Here is a 15,777-nt window from a genome sequence, read left to right on the forward strand (position 1 = left end):
CGGTTTTGATTCACTGCGACTGGTTTACAGAGAGGCGGTGAAGGTACGGGTGATGACGTCCTGCTGCTGCTCTTTGGTCAGCGAGTTGAAGCGAACGGCATAACCGGAGACGCGGATGGTCAACTGCGGATATTTCTCCGGGTTCTCCATGGCGTCCAGCAGCATCTCACGGTTCATCACGTTGACGTTCAGGTGCTGACCACCCTCTACGTTGCTTTCGTGGTGGAAGTAACCGTCCATCAGACCGGCCAGGTTGGCTTTCTGGGCTTCCATGTCTTTGCCCAGGGCGTTCGGCACGATGGAGAAGGTATAGGAGATACCATCTTTGGCGTAGGCGAACGGCAGCTTGGCGACGGAAGTCAGTGAGGCAACCGCACCCTTCTGATCACGACCATGCATCGGGTTGGCACCCGGGCCGAACGGCGCACCGGCGCGACGACCATCCGGGGTGTTACCTGTCTTCTTGCCGTACACCACGTTGGAGGTGATGGTCAGCACGGACTGGGTCGCCACGGCGCCGCGGTAGGTGTTGAGCTTCTGGATTTTCTTCATGAAGCGCTCGACCAGGTCGCAGGCGATGTCATCGACGCGGGCGTCGTTGTTGCCGAACTGCGGGTATTCGCCGTCGATTTCAAAATCGATGGCCACGCCGTCTTCGTCGCGTACCGGCTTGACCTTGGCGTACTTGATGGCAGACAGGGAGTCGGCCGCCACCGACAGACCGGCGATGCCGCAGGCCATGGTGCGATAGACGTCACGGTCGTGCAGCGCCATCAGGGAGGCTTCGTAGCTGTACTTGTCGTGCATGTAGTGGATGATGTTCAGGGCAGCAACGTACTGCTTGGCCAGCCAGTCCATGAAGTGGTCCAGACGGTCCATGACGTTGTCATAGTCCAGGTACTCGCTGGTGATCATCTCGGTCTTGGGACCGACTTGGATCTTGAGCTTCTCGTCCATGCCGCCGTTGATGGCGTACAGCATGGTCTTGGCCAGGTTGGCACGGGCACCGAAGAACTGCATCTGCTTGCCGACGATCATCGGGGAGACACAGCAAGCGATGGCGTAGTCATCGTTGTTGAAGTCGGCACGCATCAGATCGTCGTTCTCGTACTGGACGGAAGAGGTCTCGATGGACACCTTGGCACAGTACTTCTTGAACGCCACCGGCAGCTTATCGGACCAGAGGATGGTCAGGTTCGGCTCGGGGGAGGGGCCCATGGTGTACAGGGTGTTCAGCATACGGAAGCTGTTCTTGGTGACCAGGGTACGGCCATCCACGCCCATGCCGGCCAGGGTCTCGGTGGCCCACATGGGGTCGCCGGAGAACAGTGAATCGTATTCCGGGGTACGCAGGAAACGCACCATGCGCAGCTTCATGACCATGTGGTCCATCAGCTCCTGGGCTTCCTGCTCGGTGATCAGGCCCTTTTGTAGGTCACGCTCGATGTAGACGTCCAGGAAGCTGGAGGTACGACCGAAGGACATGGCGGCACCGTTCTGGGACTTGACCGCCGCCAGGTAGGCGAAGTAGGTCCACTGCACGGCTTCCTTGGCATTCTTGGCCGGAACCGAGATGTCGCAGCCATATTTGGCGGCCATCTCTTTCATCTGATCCAGGGCGCGGTATTGATCGGAGATCTCTTCGCGCAGACGGATGGTGGCTTCCAGGTTGACACCGTTTTCGAGATCGGCCTGCAGGGACTTGAACTGGGCCAGCTTGTCGGCCATCAGGAAGTCGATGCCGTACAGGGCCACGCGGCGGTAGTCACCAATGATGCGGCCACGGCCGTAGGCATCGGGCAGACCTGTGATGACGCCGGATTTGCGGCAGTTCAGGATGTCCTTGGTGTAGACATCGAACACGCCCTGGTTATGGGTCTTGCGGTACTCGGTGAAGATCTTCTTGACCATGGGGTCCAGCTCGCGGCCGTACACCTTGCAAGAGGTCTCTACCATCTTGATACCGCCGTTGGCGATGATGGCGCGCTTGAGCGGCTTGTCGGTCTGCAGGCCGACGATCTGCTCCAGGCCCTGGTCGATATAACCGGCATCGTGAGCGGTAATGGTGGAGGGCAGGTCAGTATCAAAATCGACCGGCGCATGGGTGCGGTTCTCGATCTTGATGCCTTCCATGACCTTGTCCCACAGCTTGGTGGTCGCATCGGTCGCGCCAGCCAGGAAGGACTCGTCACCTTCATACGGGGTGTAGTTCTTCTGGATGAAGTCGCGGGTGTTGACAGAGGTCTGCCACTCACCGGCTGCGAAGCCTTCCCATGCTGCCTGGAACTGCTCGTTAAGTTCTGCCATTTTCATTACCTCACACGGTATTGATGTAGTACCCCGTCATCATCCTTAATGATGGCGACGGAAGATAAACCAGTAAGTCAGACCAACCATGACGCCGCCACCTATGATGTTGCCAATGGTCACGGGTATCAGGTTGTGAAAGACGAAGTTCGAAACGGTCAGGTCGGCAAACTGCGCCGGGCTCTGGCCGATGGCCTGCCAAAACTCCGGGCTTGCGACGCTGTGGATTGCGATGCCAACCGGGATCATAAACATGTTTGCGATGCTGTGCTCGAAGCCCGATGCCACGAACATGGCCACGGGGAGCAGCATCACCATCACCTTGTCGGTGGCGCTGCGGGCGCCGAAGGCCATCCAGACGGCGAGACACACCATGAGGTTGCAGAGGATGCCGAGGGCCAGGGCCTCGAAGAAGGTGTGATGCAGCTTGTGCTGGGCCACTTTCATGGCGTTCAGCCCCCACTGACCATCTGCCGCGGTGTACTCGGCCGACATGATGATGAGCGCGACTATGATGAGGCCGCCGATGAGGTTGCCGAAGTAGACCAGGCCCCAGTTCTTGAGCAGCTGGCTCCAGCTGATGCGATTCGCCGCCTTGGCCACCAGGGTGAGGGTGGTGGAGGTGAACAGCTCGGCACCGAGCAGCACGCACAGGATGAGGCCGAGGGAGAAACACAGACCGCCGACCAGCTTGGCCATGCCCCAGGCCATGCCGCTCGAGCCCGTGGTGACCGTGATGTAGAAGACAAACGCGATGGCGATGAAAGCGCCTGCTGTGATGGCCAGCGGGATGACCTTGTATGCGGGCTTGGTGGCCTTGGCATAGGTGATGTCTTCGGCCAGTGCGGCTATGGTTTCGGGCTTGAGACAGTCAAAGGGGGATTCTGCTTTCAATTCTCATTATCCTGCGGTTTTGCCTGTGGAAATAATAACAAAGGGGCTGATCCCCAAAATTGATGCCGATCAAGATTGACCGATTGCGAATGTAATTTTACTACAGCTTGGGTGGCCGTTATGGCTCCCGCCTCACCCTGTTAGTTTCAACTGATATATAAATGATATTTTTATAACTAAATGATTTTAGTCAGGTTATAAAATTACAACCCGGCTGAGTCCTCACCTGGCCTCCCTTCTCCCCCTGGCTGCATCGTCCCGAGGATGCTCCCTCTAAAGGGGTGATTTCTGTTGGTTATTATCATGGGGTGAGGACGAGCCACCAGTATAGCCGAGGCTGAGTCGGTTACATATGACAACCATCTGATCGGATGCACCCGAACGGGGAGGCAAGGGGGGACGAATCGAGCCTGGCGCGGATCTGCGGGGAGCCAGGTTGAGGAGAGGTTGGGAGCGCGAGCGGGACCGAAGCAGGGACATCGCGAGGGCGCGATCCGGTGTGGTGACCATAAAAACCGGCGCCTTGCGGGCGCCGGTGTTGCTGCGAAGTGAGCGGGAGCGGGTTACACCACGCCCTGGCTGCGCAGGTAATCCTCGTAGGTGCCGCCAAAATCGCGGATGCCGTTCTCGGTCAGTTCCATGATGCGGGTCGCCAGCGACGAGACGAACTCACGGTCGTGAGAGACGAAGATCAGGGTCCCTTGATACATCTCCAGCGCCAGGTTCAAGGATTCGATGGATTCCATGTCCAGGTGGTTGGTCGGCTCATCCATGATCAGGATATTGGGGCGCTGCATCATCAGCTTGCCGAACAGCATGCGACCCTGCTCGCCACCGGAGAGCACCTTGACCGGTTTCTTGATGTCGTCCTGGGAGAAGAGCAGACGACCCAGCACGGAGCGCACCGCCTGCTCGTCTTCGTTGGCCTGTTTCCACTGGGCCATCCAGTCGAACACATTGAGGTCGGTGTCGAAATCCTCGGCGTGATCCTGGGCGTAGTAGCCGATCTGGGCGTTCTCGGACCACTTGATGGTGCCGCTGTCCGGTGCCAGCTCCCCCATCAGGGTCTTGATCAGGGTAGATTTACCGATGCCGTTGGTCCCCAGGATGGCGACCTTCTCGCCCACTTCCAGCATCATGCTCAGCCCCTTGAACAGGGGCGCCTCGCCATACCCCTTGGACAGCCCTTCGATCTCCAGGATGTTGCGGTACAGCTTCTTCTCCTGCTCGAAGCGGATGAAGGGGTTCTGACGGCTGGAGACCTTCACTTCCTCGATCTTGATCTTGTCGATCTGCTTCAAGCGGGAGGTGGCCTGGCTCGACTTGGAGGCGTTGGCACTGAAGCGGGAGACGAAGGATTGCAGGTCGGCAATCTGGGCCTTCTTCTTGGCGTTGTCGGCGATCAGACGCTCGCGGGCCTGGGTGGCCGCCGTCATGTACTCGTCGTAGTTGCCCGGGTAGACCCGCAGCTCGCCGTAGTCCAGGTCCGCCATGTGAGTGCAGACGGAGTTCAGGAAGTGACGGTCGTGAGAGATGATGATCATGGTGCTTTCACGATCGTTGAGCACCTGCTCCAGCCAGCGGATGGTGTTGATGTCCAGGTTGTTGGTCGGTTCGTCCAGCAGCAGGATGTCGGGGTTGGAGAACAGCGCCTGCGCCAGCAGCACCCGCAGTTTCCAGCCCGGGGCCACTTCGCTCATGGGGCCGTTGTGCAGCTCGATGGGGATGCCGGCCCCCAGCAGCAGCTCGCCAGCGCGGGATTCCGCGGTGTAGCCGTCATACTCGGCGACCAGGCCTTCGAGCTCGGCGGCCTTCATGTAGTCGTCGTCGGTCGCTTCCAGGTTGGCGTAGATGGCATCGCGCTCGGCGATGGCGGCCCACAGCTCGGTGTGGCCCATCATGACCACGTCCAGCACGCGCATCTCTTCGTAGGCGAACTGATCCTGACGCAGCTTACCGATCCGCTCGTTGACGTCCAGGCTCACATTACCGCCAGTGGGCTCCAGATCGCCGCCGAGGATCTTCATGAAGGTGGACTTGCCACAGCCGTTTGCGCCGATGAGGCCATAGCGGTTGCCGCCGCCAAACTTGACGCTGATGTTCTCAAACAACGGCTTGGCGCCGAACTGCATGGTGATGTTGTTGCTGCTTAACAAAGGATCTGTCCCGGGTTGTCTGCCAAATGGCGCGCATTATGGCACAAGCTCCCCGAAAGTTTTAGCGAGAAGTGTGATCCGGGTCGGCCGAGGGGGTGACCCGGGGGCGTGATGGCGGCCAAAATGGGCGTCATAAGAGCCTGTTAAGACTAAAGTCGTGATTTCCTGAGGGCAAACTGCTGCTAGATTGAGCGTGAAACATTTCGTTAACAAATGGAGTTGGGAAATGGCATTTGAAAGTGAAGACAAGGCCAAGGCCTACTGGCGGGAGAACCTCTCCCTGATGCTCAAGTTGCTGCTGGTGTGGTTCGCCGTCTCCTATGGGGCAGGCATCATACTGGCCGACTGGCTCAATCAGTTTCAGCTGTTTGGTTTCAAGCTGGGCTTCTGGTTTGCCCAGCAGGGGGCCATCTATGTGTTTGTCGTGCTGATCTTCGTTTACGTTCACCAGATGAACAAACTGGATCGCAAATATGATGTTCATGAAGACTGAGGTGTGAAATGGATTTACAGACACTGACATACATAGTGGTCGGCCTGACCTTCGCGCTCTACATCGGGATCGCTGTCTGGGCGCGCGCCGGATCAACCAAGGAGTTCTACGTGGCCGGTGGCGGGGTCCATCCCGTTGCCAATGGCATGGCCACGGCCGCTGACTGGATGTCGGCCGCCTCCTTCATCTCCATGGCCGGTCTCATCTCCTTCATGGGGTACGATGGCGCCGTCTACCTGCTGGGCTGGACCGGTGGCTATGTGCTGCTGGCGCTGTGCCTGGCCCCTTACCTGCGCAAGTTCGGCAAGTTCACCGTGCCCGACTTCATCGGGGATCGCTACTACTCCCAGACCGCCAGAACCGTCGCCGTGGTCTGTGCCATCCTGATCTCCTTCACCTATGTGGCGGGTCAGATGCGCGGGGTGGGGGTGGTCTTCTCCCGCTTCCTCGAGGTGGACATCACCACAGGGGTGGTCATCGGCATGGCGGTGGTCTTCTTCTACGCCGTACTCGGTGGCATGAAGGGGATCACCTACACCCAGGTGGCACAATACTGCGTGCTGATCTTCGCCTACATGGTGCCGGCCTTCTTCATCTCCATCATGATGACGGGCCACATCCTGCCCCAGACCGGTTTCGGTGCCACCCTGGTGGATGGCTCCAACACCTATCTGCTCGACAAGCTGGACACCATCTCCCAGGATCTGGGCTTTGCCTCCTACACGGACGGGATCAAGTCCAAGATGGACGTGTTTGCCATCACCTGTGCCCTCATGGTCGGCACCGCCGGTCTGCCCCACGTGATCGTGCGCTTCTTCACCGTGCCCAAGGTGCGTGATGCCCGCATCTCCGCCGGTTGGGCGCTGCTGTTCATCTCCTTCCTCTACACCACGGCCCCTGCGGTTGCCGCCTTCGCCCGGGTCAACATGGTCGACACCATCAATGGTGCCGATGGCCAGGGCACCGAGTATGCCAATGCCCCTGTGTGGGTGAAGAACTGGGAGAAAACGGGGCTCATCTCCCATGAGGACAAGAATGGCGATGGCCGCATGTTCTACTCCAACGACGATCGCAACGAGATGAAGGTGGACCGCGACATCATAGTCCTGGCCAACCCCGAGATAGCCAAGCTGCCGAACTGGGTTATCGCCCTGGTGGCGGCCGGCGGCATCGCCGCGGCACTCTCCACGGCGGCGGGCCTGCTGCTGGTCATCTCCACCTCCATCTCCCACGACCTGCTCAAGCGCAACCTGATGCCCAATATCACGGACAAGCAGGAGCTGCGCTATGCCCGTGGTGCCGCCGCCGTGGCCATACTGGTGGCCGGCTATCTGGGCATCAACCCGCCGGGCTTCGTGGCCGAGGTGGTGGCCTTCGCCTTCGGCCTGGCCGCGGCCAGCTTCTTCCCCGCCATCATCATGGGGATCTTCTACAAGAAGATGAACAAGGAGGGGGCCATCGCCGGCATGCTGGCGGGGATAGTGTTCACCATCGGCTACATCATCTATTTCAAGGGCATCTTCATCGCACCCATGGCCGCCAACGTGCCGGAAAACTGGCTGTTTGGCATCTCGCCGGAAGGGATAGGCACGGTCGGCATGGTGATCAACTTCGTGGTCTCCTACGTGGTGAGTCTGCTCACCAAGCCGGTGCCTGAAGAGGTGCAGCATATCGTGGAGAGCATTCGCTTCCCGAAAGGGGCGGGTGAGGCCCACGAGCATTGATCCACTCAGGGAGGGGCCAGGCCCCTCCCGTCGGAGGCACCATGGCCCTGGTTGAGATAAGTGAGTTTCTCGCCCGAACCACCCCCTTCCAGCAGTTGGGGAAGGAAGAGCAGACCGAGTTGGCGCGAGCCATCTCGGTTTATTATTTTCGGGCCCATGAGGTGGTCCCCGCCCCGGCGGGGCGCTTGATGATAGTGCGTACCGGCCTGTTTGCCCGCCACGACGGCCAGACGCTGCTGGAGAAGCTGCAAGAGGGAGACTTTGATGGCTACCAGGTGCCCGAGGGGCGCAGCGACCGGCTGATCTGCGAGGAAGACGCCCTGGTCTACTGGCTCGATGGCGAGGCGTTTGGCCGCTGCCGGCAGCGCTGGCCCGTGCTGGACAACTTCTTCCTGCGCCTGGCGGCTCGCACCCTGCACCAACAGACGCCGCCCCCGACCGAGGGCTACTTCACCCTCAAGGTACGCGACCTGGTGCGGGATCACAAGATAGTGACAGGCCCCCGGCAGACGGTGCAGGCCGCGGCGCAGCTGATGAGCGAGCGGCGCGTCTCCTCCCTGCTGGTGGAGGAGGAGGGGCGGCTGCTTGGCATCATCACGGACCGGGATCTGCGCAGCCGGGTGCTGGCACAGGGATTGCCTGCGCAGACACCGGTGGCCCAGGCGATGACCCGGGATCCGACCACCATCGACCGGGAAGCCTATCTGTTCGAGGCCCTGCAGCAGATGGGGCGCTGGCGAGTCCACCATTTGCCGGTGATGGGGGAGGGGCGAGTAGTCGGCATGGTCACGGTCACGGATCTGGTGCGGGCCCAGCAGGAGCATCCCGTCTATCTCCTGACCGACATAGAGCGCCAGCCCGATCTCGAGGGCCTGGTGCGTTGCAGCCGGCAGATCCCCAGGCTGACCCGTATTCTGGGGCGCCAGGGGGTGCCGGCCCACGAGGCGGCCCATATCCTGGCCACGGTGACGGACGCGCTGACCGGGCGGCTGATCGCCCTGGCCCTCTCGGCCCTGGGGCCGGCCCCTTGCGAGTTCTGCTGGCTCGTGTTTGGCTCCTTCGCCCGCCGGGATCAGGGACTGAACGGGGATCAGGACAACGGCCTGCTGCTGGCCGAACCCGCGGTGGGGGCGGTGGCCGACTACTTCGCCCGTCTGGCGCGCCTGGTGTGTGACGGCCTGGCCCGCTGCGGCCTGCCCTATTGCCCCGGCAACATCATGGCGACCAACCCGGATCTCTGCCTGGACGAGACCGGCTGGCTCGCCCGCTTTCGGGGCTGGTTCCAGACACCGACCCCCCAGGCCCTGCTCAACGCCACCGTCTTTTTCGACGTGCGCCTGGTGGTGGGCAGTCAGGCCCGTTTCGATGCCATGTTCGGCGCCATGGTGGTGGAGGCGGCGGCCCAGCCCCTCTTCCTGCTGCACCTGGCCCAGACGGCGTTGCAGCGGCGGGCCCCCCTCGGCCTGTTCAAGCACTTCATCCTGGAGCCGGACGGGCAGCAGCACAGGGGGCTGGATCTCAAGACTCGGGGGCTCAGCCTCATCACGGATCTGGTGCGGGTCTATGCCCTGGCCGCCGGGGTGACCGCCGTCGGGACCCGCCAGCGCCTGCGCGACCTGGAGGCGGCCGGCGCCATGGACAAAACGCTGTGCCGCAACCTGGGGGATGCCTTCGACTTGTTGGCCGAACTGCGCTGGAGACTGCACCTCGAGCAGCAGGAGAACCAGGAGACGGATCACCTCTCCAACCACCTGGATCCCGGCACCCTCTCGGGCCTGCAGCGCCATCAGCTCAAGGAGTGCTTCGCCGTGATCGAGGAGGGGCAGAGCCTGCTCTCTTACCGTTTCTGTCGCCAGCTATGAGTGCGGCAGCCTGGTTTGGCCGCTGGCCCCACCTCTGGCGGGCCGTGAGATCGGGACAGACCCTGGCCCAGCGTCGCTGCCTGGCCATCGATCTGGAGCTGACCGGCCTGGATCCCCGCCGGGATCACATCGTCAGCCTGGGCTGGGTGCCCATCGAGGGACGGGAGATCCGGCTGGCCCAGGCGCGCTACTTCCTGGTACGCCCCCCCGTCAGCGTGGGGCAGAGCGCCATCTACCACGGGGTGCATGACAGGGACTTGCAGGAGGCAGAGTCTCTCGAGACCGCCCTGCGCGCCCTGATGGATGCGGCGCAGGGTTGCCTGCTGGTGGCCCACAACAGCGCCCTGGAGCGCCGCTTCCTCGCGGCCGCCTGTCGGCAGTGCTTCGGCCATGAGCCGGGCTGGCCGTTTCTCGATACCCTGCGCCTCGAGCTGGCCCAGTTGCACCGGGCGGGGCGCACGGTGGGGGATGATGCCCTCACCCTGGCCCGTTGCCTGGCGCGTCACCATCTGCCCCCCCTCACCAGCCATCATGCCCTGGAAGATGCCTACGGCTGCGCCCTGCTGCTGCTGGCCCAGACCCGGCCAGAGACCCGGCTCGCCCCGCTGCTGCTGCAAGCCGGTTGAGGCGCTTGTGCTCCACCGCCTTCGCCCTTAGTCTAGTGGTTCGACCAGTTTCCACGACAAGGATGACCCATGGAAATGACAGTAACGACGCCCCTCTCGGGCCGGCCCAGGGTGAGCCTCACCTTCGATGAGGGCATCGCCGAGGTGGCGCTGACGCGCCCGGACAAGCTCAACGCCCTGGACCTGCCCATGTTCCGGGCGCTGGAGCAGACGCTGGTGCAGTTGCAGCAGACGCGTGGCTTGCGGGCGGTGATCCTGCGCGGCGAGGGGCGGGGCTTTTGCGCCGGGCTGGATGTGAAATCCATGCTCAGACAGCCGGTGGCGGCCCTCGATATCCTCAGACGCGAGGCGGACGAGGCGACCAACCTGGCCCAGCGGGTGGCCTATGGCTGGCACCAGCTGCCGGTGCCGGTGATCGCGGTGACCCAGGGGGTCTGTTTCGGCGGCGGCCTGCAGATTGCGCTCGGGGCCGATTTTCGCTTCAGCACCCCGGATTGCCGCTTCTCTGTGATGGAGATCAAGTGGGGCATCATCCCCGACATGAGCGGCAGCGTCACCCTGCGCAACCTGATGGGGGTGGACAGCGCCATGGCGCTGGCCATGAGCGGCCGCGAGCTGGAAGCCCAGGAGGCCAGGGCACTCGGCCTGGTGAGCCGGGTGTGCGAGGATCCCCTGGCCGAGGCGCGTGCCTTTGCCAAGACGCTTATCACCAAGTCGCCGGATGCGCTGGCGGGGATCAAGCGGCTCTACCAGCAGGCCTGGGCCCGCAGCGACGAGGCCATGCTCAAGGAGGAGACCCGCTTGCAGCGGCAGATCCTGGGGCGCCCCAACCAGTGGCGGGCCACCCTCAACAGCCTGTTTCGCTGGCGGCTGCGGTTCGGGCCGCGCCGCAACGCCCTCTGAGCAGGCGCAGGAAAAGAAAATGGCAGCCTCGGCTGCCATTTTTGATGGGGGTACTTGTGCTTATTTGGCGATGCTATCGGGATCCGCCTCGAAGGGGTGACCCGTGTTCTCGCGCATCAGGTTCACTTCGGCACGGTTGTCGATCCAGTAGTCCGCGTTCTTGATCCCCAGCTTCTCCGGGTGGAACACGGGGTCAACCCCTTGTGCCAGCTGGGCCTCGTAGTCCTTGAGGCAGACGAAGGCGGTCTTTTGCAGCAGCAAGATGGCGACGATGTTGAGCCAGGCCATCAGACCGACCCCGATATCCCCCAGACCCCAGGCCAGATCGGCGGTCTTGACGGTGCCGTACACGGTGGCGGCCATCAGGGCGATCTTCAGCAGGAAGGTGAGCCAGGGACGGCGGATCTTGCGGTTGATGAAGGCGATGTTGGTCTCGGCGATGTAGTAGTAGGCGACGATGGTGGTGAAGGCGAAGAAGAACAGGGCGATGGCGACGAAGTAGTTGCCAAAGCCGGGCATCATGCTCTCCATGGCGGTCTGCACATAGCCAGGACCTGCGGCAATGCCGGCGATCCCGGTGTAGATGGCGGCGCCGTCCGGACCCTGCACGTTGTACAGGCCGGTGATCAGCAGCATAAAGCCGGTGGCGGAGCAGACGAACAGGGTGTCGATGTAGACGGAGAACGCCTGCACCAGACCCTGCTTGGCCGGGTGGCTCACCGCCGCCGCGGAGGAGGCGTGGGGGCCAGTGCCCTGGGCGGCTTCGTTGGAGTAGACGCCGCGCTTGACGCCCCACATGATGGCCAGACCCAGAATGGCACCGAAGCCGGCTTCCAGACCGAAGGCGCTCTTCCAGATCAGCAGAATGATGGAGGGCAGCTGGCCGATGTTGAGGGCGATGATGACGCAGGCGACGATGATGTAGCCCAGCGCCATGAAGGGCACCACTGTACTGGCGAAGTGCGCGATGCGCTTGACGCCGCCGAAGATGATGAAGCCCAGCAGCAGGGCCAGCACGGCCGCGGTCACGTTGGGGCTGATACCAAAGGCGGTCTGCAGGCTGGAACCGATGGAGTTTGCCTGCACCCCTGGCAGCAAGACGCCGCAGGCGAAGATGGTGGCGATGGCGAAGATCCAGGCGTACCAACTCATGCCCAGACCCTTCTCGATGTAGAAGGCGGGGCCGCCGCGGTACTCACCGTTGATCTTCTCCTTGTAGACCTGACCCAAGGTGGATTCGACGAAGGCGGAGCTGGCGCCGAGGAAGGCCACCATCCACATCCAGAACAGGGCACCCGGGCCACCGAAGGTGATGGCGGTGGCCACACCGGCGATGTTACCGGTACCGACCCGGCCCGCCAGTGTCATGGAGAGCGCCTGGAAGGAAGAGACCCCGGCTTCGTTGGATTTTCCCTTGAACATCAGGCGGATCATGCCTTTGAGGTGACGCAGTTGCAAAAAGCGGCTGCGCAGGGAGAAGTAGAGGCCGACCCCCAGGCACAGATAGATGAGCGCTGGGCTCCAAATCACGCCATTGATGGCATTCACGATCTCGTTCATGTACAACAACTCCTTTGTTGTGAGACTGGTGGCGGGCTTTTGCCCACTCGATCTTTGTTATTCAGTCATTTCTGCTGTCGGCGTTGGCCGAGGCGTCTAACATATCGACTTGTTTCGGCGCTTCCCAGTGAAATTTGCGATCCTGTTGCCAATTTGTGAACTGGTCGTGATGGCGAGGCGGTTCACCGGGCTATGCCGAGGGGGTTAACTGGGTTATTTTCTCCTGAAACAGTACCTTGGCAGTGATTAAGCAAGTTTGGGGCCAATCATGAAAGAGCAACAAGAAGCAAGCCGGGAGAGCGGGCTGATCCGCCCGGCCTACGGCGAGGATGTGGCGGCGGTGGCCCGGCTGCTGGGGCAGCTTGGCTATGAGCAAGAGGGTGAACGACTGGCCGCGGCCCTGGCCGAGCAGGAAGCCGATCGCCAGGTGCTGGTGGCCGTGGAGGGGGCCATGGTGGTCGGCGTGCTGGTGCTCCATCTGTTGCGCCCGCTCCACCTGGCCAGCGGCTGGGGCCTCATCTCGGCCCTGGTGGTCGATGGGCAGGCGCGGGGCCTGGGGAGGGGCGCCGCCTTGCTGGCGGCGGCCGAGGCCCTGGCCCGGTCGGCCGGCTGTGGCCGGATAGAGCTCTCCAGCAGCCTGCATCGCGAGCGGGCGCACCATTTTTATCTCAGTCAGGGCTACCTGGACACACCCAGGCGTTTCGTCAAATCCCTGGCCATCACGGCAACATGAAGAGGAGTCGGTCATTGGGGGTTGCAACATGGTGGGCACAGACCCGCCTCGGTCGCTGGCTCGGCCGGCGGCTAGGTGCACCGAGTCAGTGCAAATCCACGGCGGCTGCCCACAGATCGGGCACCGTCATGGGGGAGGAGTGGCGTGAGTCGCTCGCGGCCATTCCCATCCTGCAGGGGCTGAGCGAGGGGGAGGGGGCGCGGCTGGTGGCCCTGGCCGAGCGACTGCTCGCCCGCAAGAGCTGGACCCTGATCGGAGTCGAGCTCAGCGAGCGGCAGCGCCGTGTCCTCGCCCTGCAGGCGGCCCTGCCGGTGCTGGCCCTGGGTCTGGAGTGGTATAGAGGCTTTCACGAGATCATCATCATTCCCGAGCCCGTCTCCCGCCGTCAGCAGGTGCAGGACGAGTTCGGTCTGGTCAGCGAGTTTGAAGAGGAGAACGCCGGGGAGGCCTGGCCCCAGGGGCCCCTGGTGCTGGCCTGGAGCGAGCTGCAGCAAGACGGTGACTGGGATGGCTACAACCTGATCATTCACGAGCTGGCCCACAAGCTCGACATGCTGGGAGGGGATGCGGACGGCGCGCCGCCCCTGCCAAGCGGCATGGATCAGCGGCAATGGACCCGGGCACTGCAAGGTGCGTTCGATGAGATGAACGAGCAGCTGGCCAGGGGCGAGGTGACGCAGATAGATCCCTATGCCGCCTCCCACCCCGCCGAGTTCTTCGCGGTGTGCAGCGAGAGCTTCTTCACCGATCCCCTGCGCCTGCGTGCCGTCTTTCCCGCCGTCTACCAGCAGCTCGCCCGCTTCTATGGCCAGCAGCCCGCCGACCGCTTCCCGTCAACCCGCTTGCTGGCGGGGGATCCTGAGGGCACTGGCTGACAGAGAGCTGGCCTTGGCGCCACAAAAACAAAAAGGCACCCGAAGGTGCCTTTTTCACATCAGCCTGTCTGGCTTGAGCGGTGCAGCTTACGCGGCAGCCTTGAGCTGGGCGGTGGCGGCTTTCTTGTGATCGCCGATGGGCAGCACGGTGCGGCCGAACTGCTCGTTGATCACGGTGGCCATGGCCAGGTAGATGGCGCTGGCGCCACAGATGATGCCTTCGAAACCGGCGATGGTGCCGATCAGGGTGCTGCCGGTGAAGTCACGGGCGGCCAGCAGGAAGAAGAGCACGGTCAGGGAGGCGAACACGAACTGCTTCACCCGCGGGAAGTTGACGGTCCCGATCAGCATGAACAGGGTGAACATGCCCCACATCAGCAGATACCAGCCCATGTAGGCGTGGGGAGTGGCGTCGGCCAGACCCATGGTCGGCATCACCAGCAGGAACACCAGGCTCCACCAGAAGGTGCCGTAGGAGATGAAGGCGGTGACACCGAAGGTGTTGCCACGCTTGTACTCCATGATACCGGCGATGATCTGGGCCAGGCCGCCATAGCACAGACCCATGGCCAGGATCATGGCGCTGATGGGGAAGAAACCTGCGTTATGGATGTTCAGCAGAATGGTGGTCATACCGAAACCCATCAGACCCAGAGGGGCAGGGTTGGCCAATTTTTCGCTCACTTGGTGTTCTCCAAAGATAGAGGTGGGGGGTTGATCAAAGGACGCGGGATTTTAGGCAGGGCCCCACGCCCTCGCAAGGGGGGAGGGGGGATTAATGATAAAAAAATTGCAACTCGGACCACAATGGCGATAAGTCGTGGAAAAGTGGTAGTTATCTGGTAAATGAAAAACGCTTTTTAGGTTATTTTTTTGTGTTGCTCCGGCTCGGGGAGCCCATGCCCAGGGGCGGCCCCGGCTTGCTTAGTCCGCAGGCAGGGTTCGCCTGGCCCCTTGTCTCGTCCTCTGCGCGCCGCCAGCCGGCGCAGGGCACCTTCAGCCGGCGCAGGCCATGCTCGCCGACAGGCGGTGCAGACCCTCGCCTGGCGACCCTTTGTCAGGGGAAACAGGGATAAAGGGCCCCTTTACTCCCCTTGGCCGCGAATATTCGCGAAACTTGGCCCCGGGGCCAGGTTCCGCGCCGCCACACCCCTGGGTCATTTGCTTCCTTGCCAACCAGATATGCCAACAAACAACGGCCATCAGACAAAAGCCATCAGACAAAAGCCATTAGACAAGGGCCATCAAGCAGAAGCCAGTAAACACGGGGGCCGGCTGGCAAAGATATGCCATCAAACTAGTGACGTGGAAAACCACACTGCGCTGCCGCCTGCCCCGAGGAAAGGGCTTCGCCGCCAGGATCAAAGAGGCGCGAGTCCATGGTCTCTGCCGCCAGCTTCAAAGGGAAGCGAGTCCGTGGTCTCCGCCGTCAGCATGAAAGAGGCGTGGGTCAGTGATCCTGGCGTCAGAAAGAGGTCAGTGGGCACTGCCGCCAGAACGGGAGAGGGGGGCCTCGGACCGCCAGCGGCCTGGGGCCATACCGTCAGCGCCAGGGGGGATTGCCAGCAGCCGAGGGGAGGGGGCTTGATATGACAGGGCTGTCAGCTGCGCTGCATCATAGCCTCAACGACAAGGATCACCGCC

Annotated in this window: 12 protein-coding genes; 7 read left to right on the forward strand and 5 right to left on the reverse strand. The window is 62.2% G+C overall.

Annotation, left to right across the window (positions count from 1 at the left end):
- Positions 1-24: 24 nt before the first annotated feature.
- The 3 genes from pflB to ACW5W4_RS03955 form a co-directional block, all read right to left on the reverse strand.
- On the reverse strand, positions 25-2,307 hold the full coding sequence (pflB, locus tag ACW5W4_RS03945; protein WP_456688489.1) for a formate C-acetyltransferase: 2,283 nt from the start codon (positions 2,305-2,307) through the stop codon (positions 25-27).
- A gap of 45 nt (positions 2,308-2,352) precedes the next feature.
- Positions 2,353-3,201: a formate transporter FocA gene (gene focA, locus ACW5W4_RS03950; protein ID WP_427261657.1), complete on the reverse strand. Its 849-nt coding sequence runs from the start codon at positions 3,199-3,201 to the stop codon at positions 2,353-2,355.
- 563 nt (positions 3,202-3,764) lie between these two features.
- On the reverse strand, positions 3,765-5,357 hold the full coding sequence (locus ACW5W4_RS03955) for an ABC-F family ATPase (protein WP_427261658.1): 1,593 nt from the start codon (positions 5,355-5,357) through the stop codon (positions 3,765-3,767).
- 226 nt (positions 5,358-5,583) lie between these two features.
- Here ACW5W4_RS03955 and ACW5W4_RS03960 point away from each other — a divergent pair, with 226 nt between their 5' ends.
- From ACW5W4_RS03960 to ACW5W4_RS03980, 5 genes are all read left to right on the forward strand, one after another.
- Positions 5,584-5,850: a DUF4212 domain-containing protein gene (locus ACW5W4_RS03960; RefSeq protein ID WP_408792904.1), complete on the forward strand. Its 267-nt coding sequence runs from the start codon at positions 5,584-5,586 to the stop codon at positions 5,848-5,850.
- An 8-nt stretch (positions 5,851-5,858) separates the two neighbouring features.
- A complete protein-coding gene (locus ACW5W4_RS03965; protein WP_427261659.1) occupies positions 5,859-7,574 on the forward strand; it encodes a sodium:solute symporter family protein in 1,716 nt (571 codons plus the stop codon).
- A gap of 41 nt (positions 7,575-7,615) precedes the next feature.
- Entirely contained in the window at positions 7,616-9,436 is a 1,821-nt protein-coding gene (locus tag ACW5W4_RS03970) for a DUF294 nucleotidyltransferase-like domain-containing protein (protein ID WP_456688490.1), read from the forward strand.
- Between the two features lie 44 nt (positions 9,437-9,480).
- A complete protein-coding gene (locus ACW5W4_RS03975) occupies positions 9,481-10,062 on the forward strand; it encodes a 3'-5' exonuclease (protein ID WP_456688491.1) in 582 nt (193 codons plus the stop codon).
- 75 nt (positions 10,063-10,137) lie between these two features.
- Positions 10,138-10,965 (forward strand): crotonase/enoyl-CoA hydratase family protein, encoded by an 828-nt coding sequence (locus tag ACW5W4_RS03980; RefSeq protein ID WP_456688524.1) that lies wholly within the window; start codon positions 10,138-10,140, stop codon positions 10,963-10,965.
- A gap of 60 nt (positions 10,966-11,025) precedes the next feature.
- Here ACW5W4_RS03980 and ACW5W4_RS03985 read toward each other — a convergent pair whose 3' ends face one another.
- Positions 11,026-12,525 (reverse strand): alanine/glycine:cation symporter family protein, encoded by a 1,500-nt coding sequence (locus tag ACW5W4_RS03985; RefSeq protein WP_427261662.1) that lies wholly within the window; start codon positions 12,523-12,525, stop codon positions 11,026-11,028.
- Positions 12,526-12,793: 268 nt separating this feature from the next.
- Between ACW5W4_RS03985 and ACW5W4_RS03990 the strand changes: the two genes are divergently transcribed.
- Together ACW5W4_RS03990 and ACW5W4_RS03995 are read left to right on the forward strand one after the other, a co-directional pair.
- Positions 12,794-13,258 carry a GNAT family N-acetyltransferase gene (locus ACW5W4_RS03990; RefSeq protein ID WP_456688492.1) on the forward strand — a complete coding sequence of 155 codons (465 nt, stop codon included), beginning with the start codon at positions 12,794-12,796 and terminating at the stop codon, positions 13,256-13,258.
- A 128-nt stretch (positions 13,259-13,386) separates the two neighbouring features.
- Positions 13,387-14,133, forward strand: coding sequence for a M90 family metallopeptidase (locus tag ACW5W4_RS03995; protein ID WP_456688525.1), 747 nt, complete (start codon positions 13,387-13,389; stop codon positions 14,131-14,133).
- Positions 14,134-14,220: 87 nt separating this feature from the next.
- On the opposite strand, the gene ACW5W4_RS04000 is transcribed toward ACW5W4_RS03995, so the two are convergent.
- Positions 14,221-14,817 carry an acetate uptake transporter gene (locus ACW5W4_RS04000; RefSeq protein ID WP_427261664.1) on the reverse strand — a complete coding sequence of 199 codons (597 nt, stop codon included), beginning with the start codon at positions 14,815-14,817 and terminating at the stop codon, positions 14,221-14,223.
- Positions 14,818-15,777 lie beyond the last annotated feature (960 nt).

This window comes from Aeromonas crassostreae, from assembly GCF_054052445.1.

Excerpts from the sequence above, each read along its gene's own strand:
- pflB (WP_456688489.1), bottom strand. The coding sequence starts at position 2,307 with ATGGCAGAACTTAACGAGCAGTTCCAGGCAGCATGGGAAGGCTTCGCA.
- ACW5W4_RS03960 (WP_408792904.1), top strand. The coding sequence starts at position 5,584 with ATGGCATTTGAAAGTGAAGACAAGGCCAAGGCCTACTGGCGGGAGAAC.
- ACW5W4_RS03965 (WP_427261659.1), top strand. The coding sequence starts at position 5,859 with ATGGATTTACAGACACTGACATACATAGTGGTCGGCCTGACCTTCGCG.
- ACW5W4_RS03970 (WP_456688490.1), top strand. The coding sequence starts at position 7,616 with ATGGCCCTGGTTGAGATAAGTGAGTTTCTCGCCCGAACCACCCCCTTC.
- ACW5W4_RS03980 (WP_456688524.1), top strand. The coding sequence starts at position 10,138 with ATGACAGTAACGACGCCCCTCTCGGGCCGGCCCAGGGTGAGCCTCACC.
- ACW5W4_RS03985 (WP_427261662.1), bottom strand. The coding sequence starts at position 12,525 with ATGAACGAGATCGTGAATGCCATCAATGGCGTGATTTGGAGCCCAGCG.
- ACW5W4_RS03990 (WP_456688492.1), top strand. The coding sequence starts at position 12,794 with ATGAAAGAGCAACAAGAAGCAAGCCGGGAGAGCGGGCTGATCCGCCCG.
- ACW5W4_RS03995 (WP_456688525.1), top strand. The coding sequence starts at position 13,387 with ATGGGGGAGGAGTGGCGTGAGTCGCTCGCGGCCATTCCCATCCTGCAG.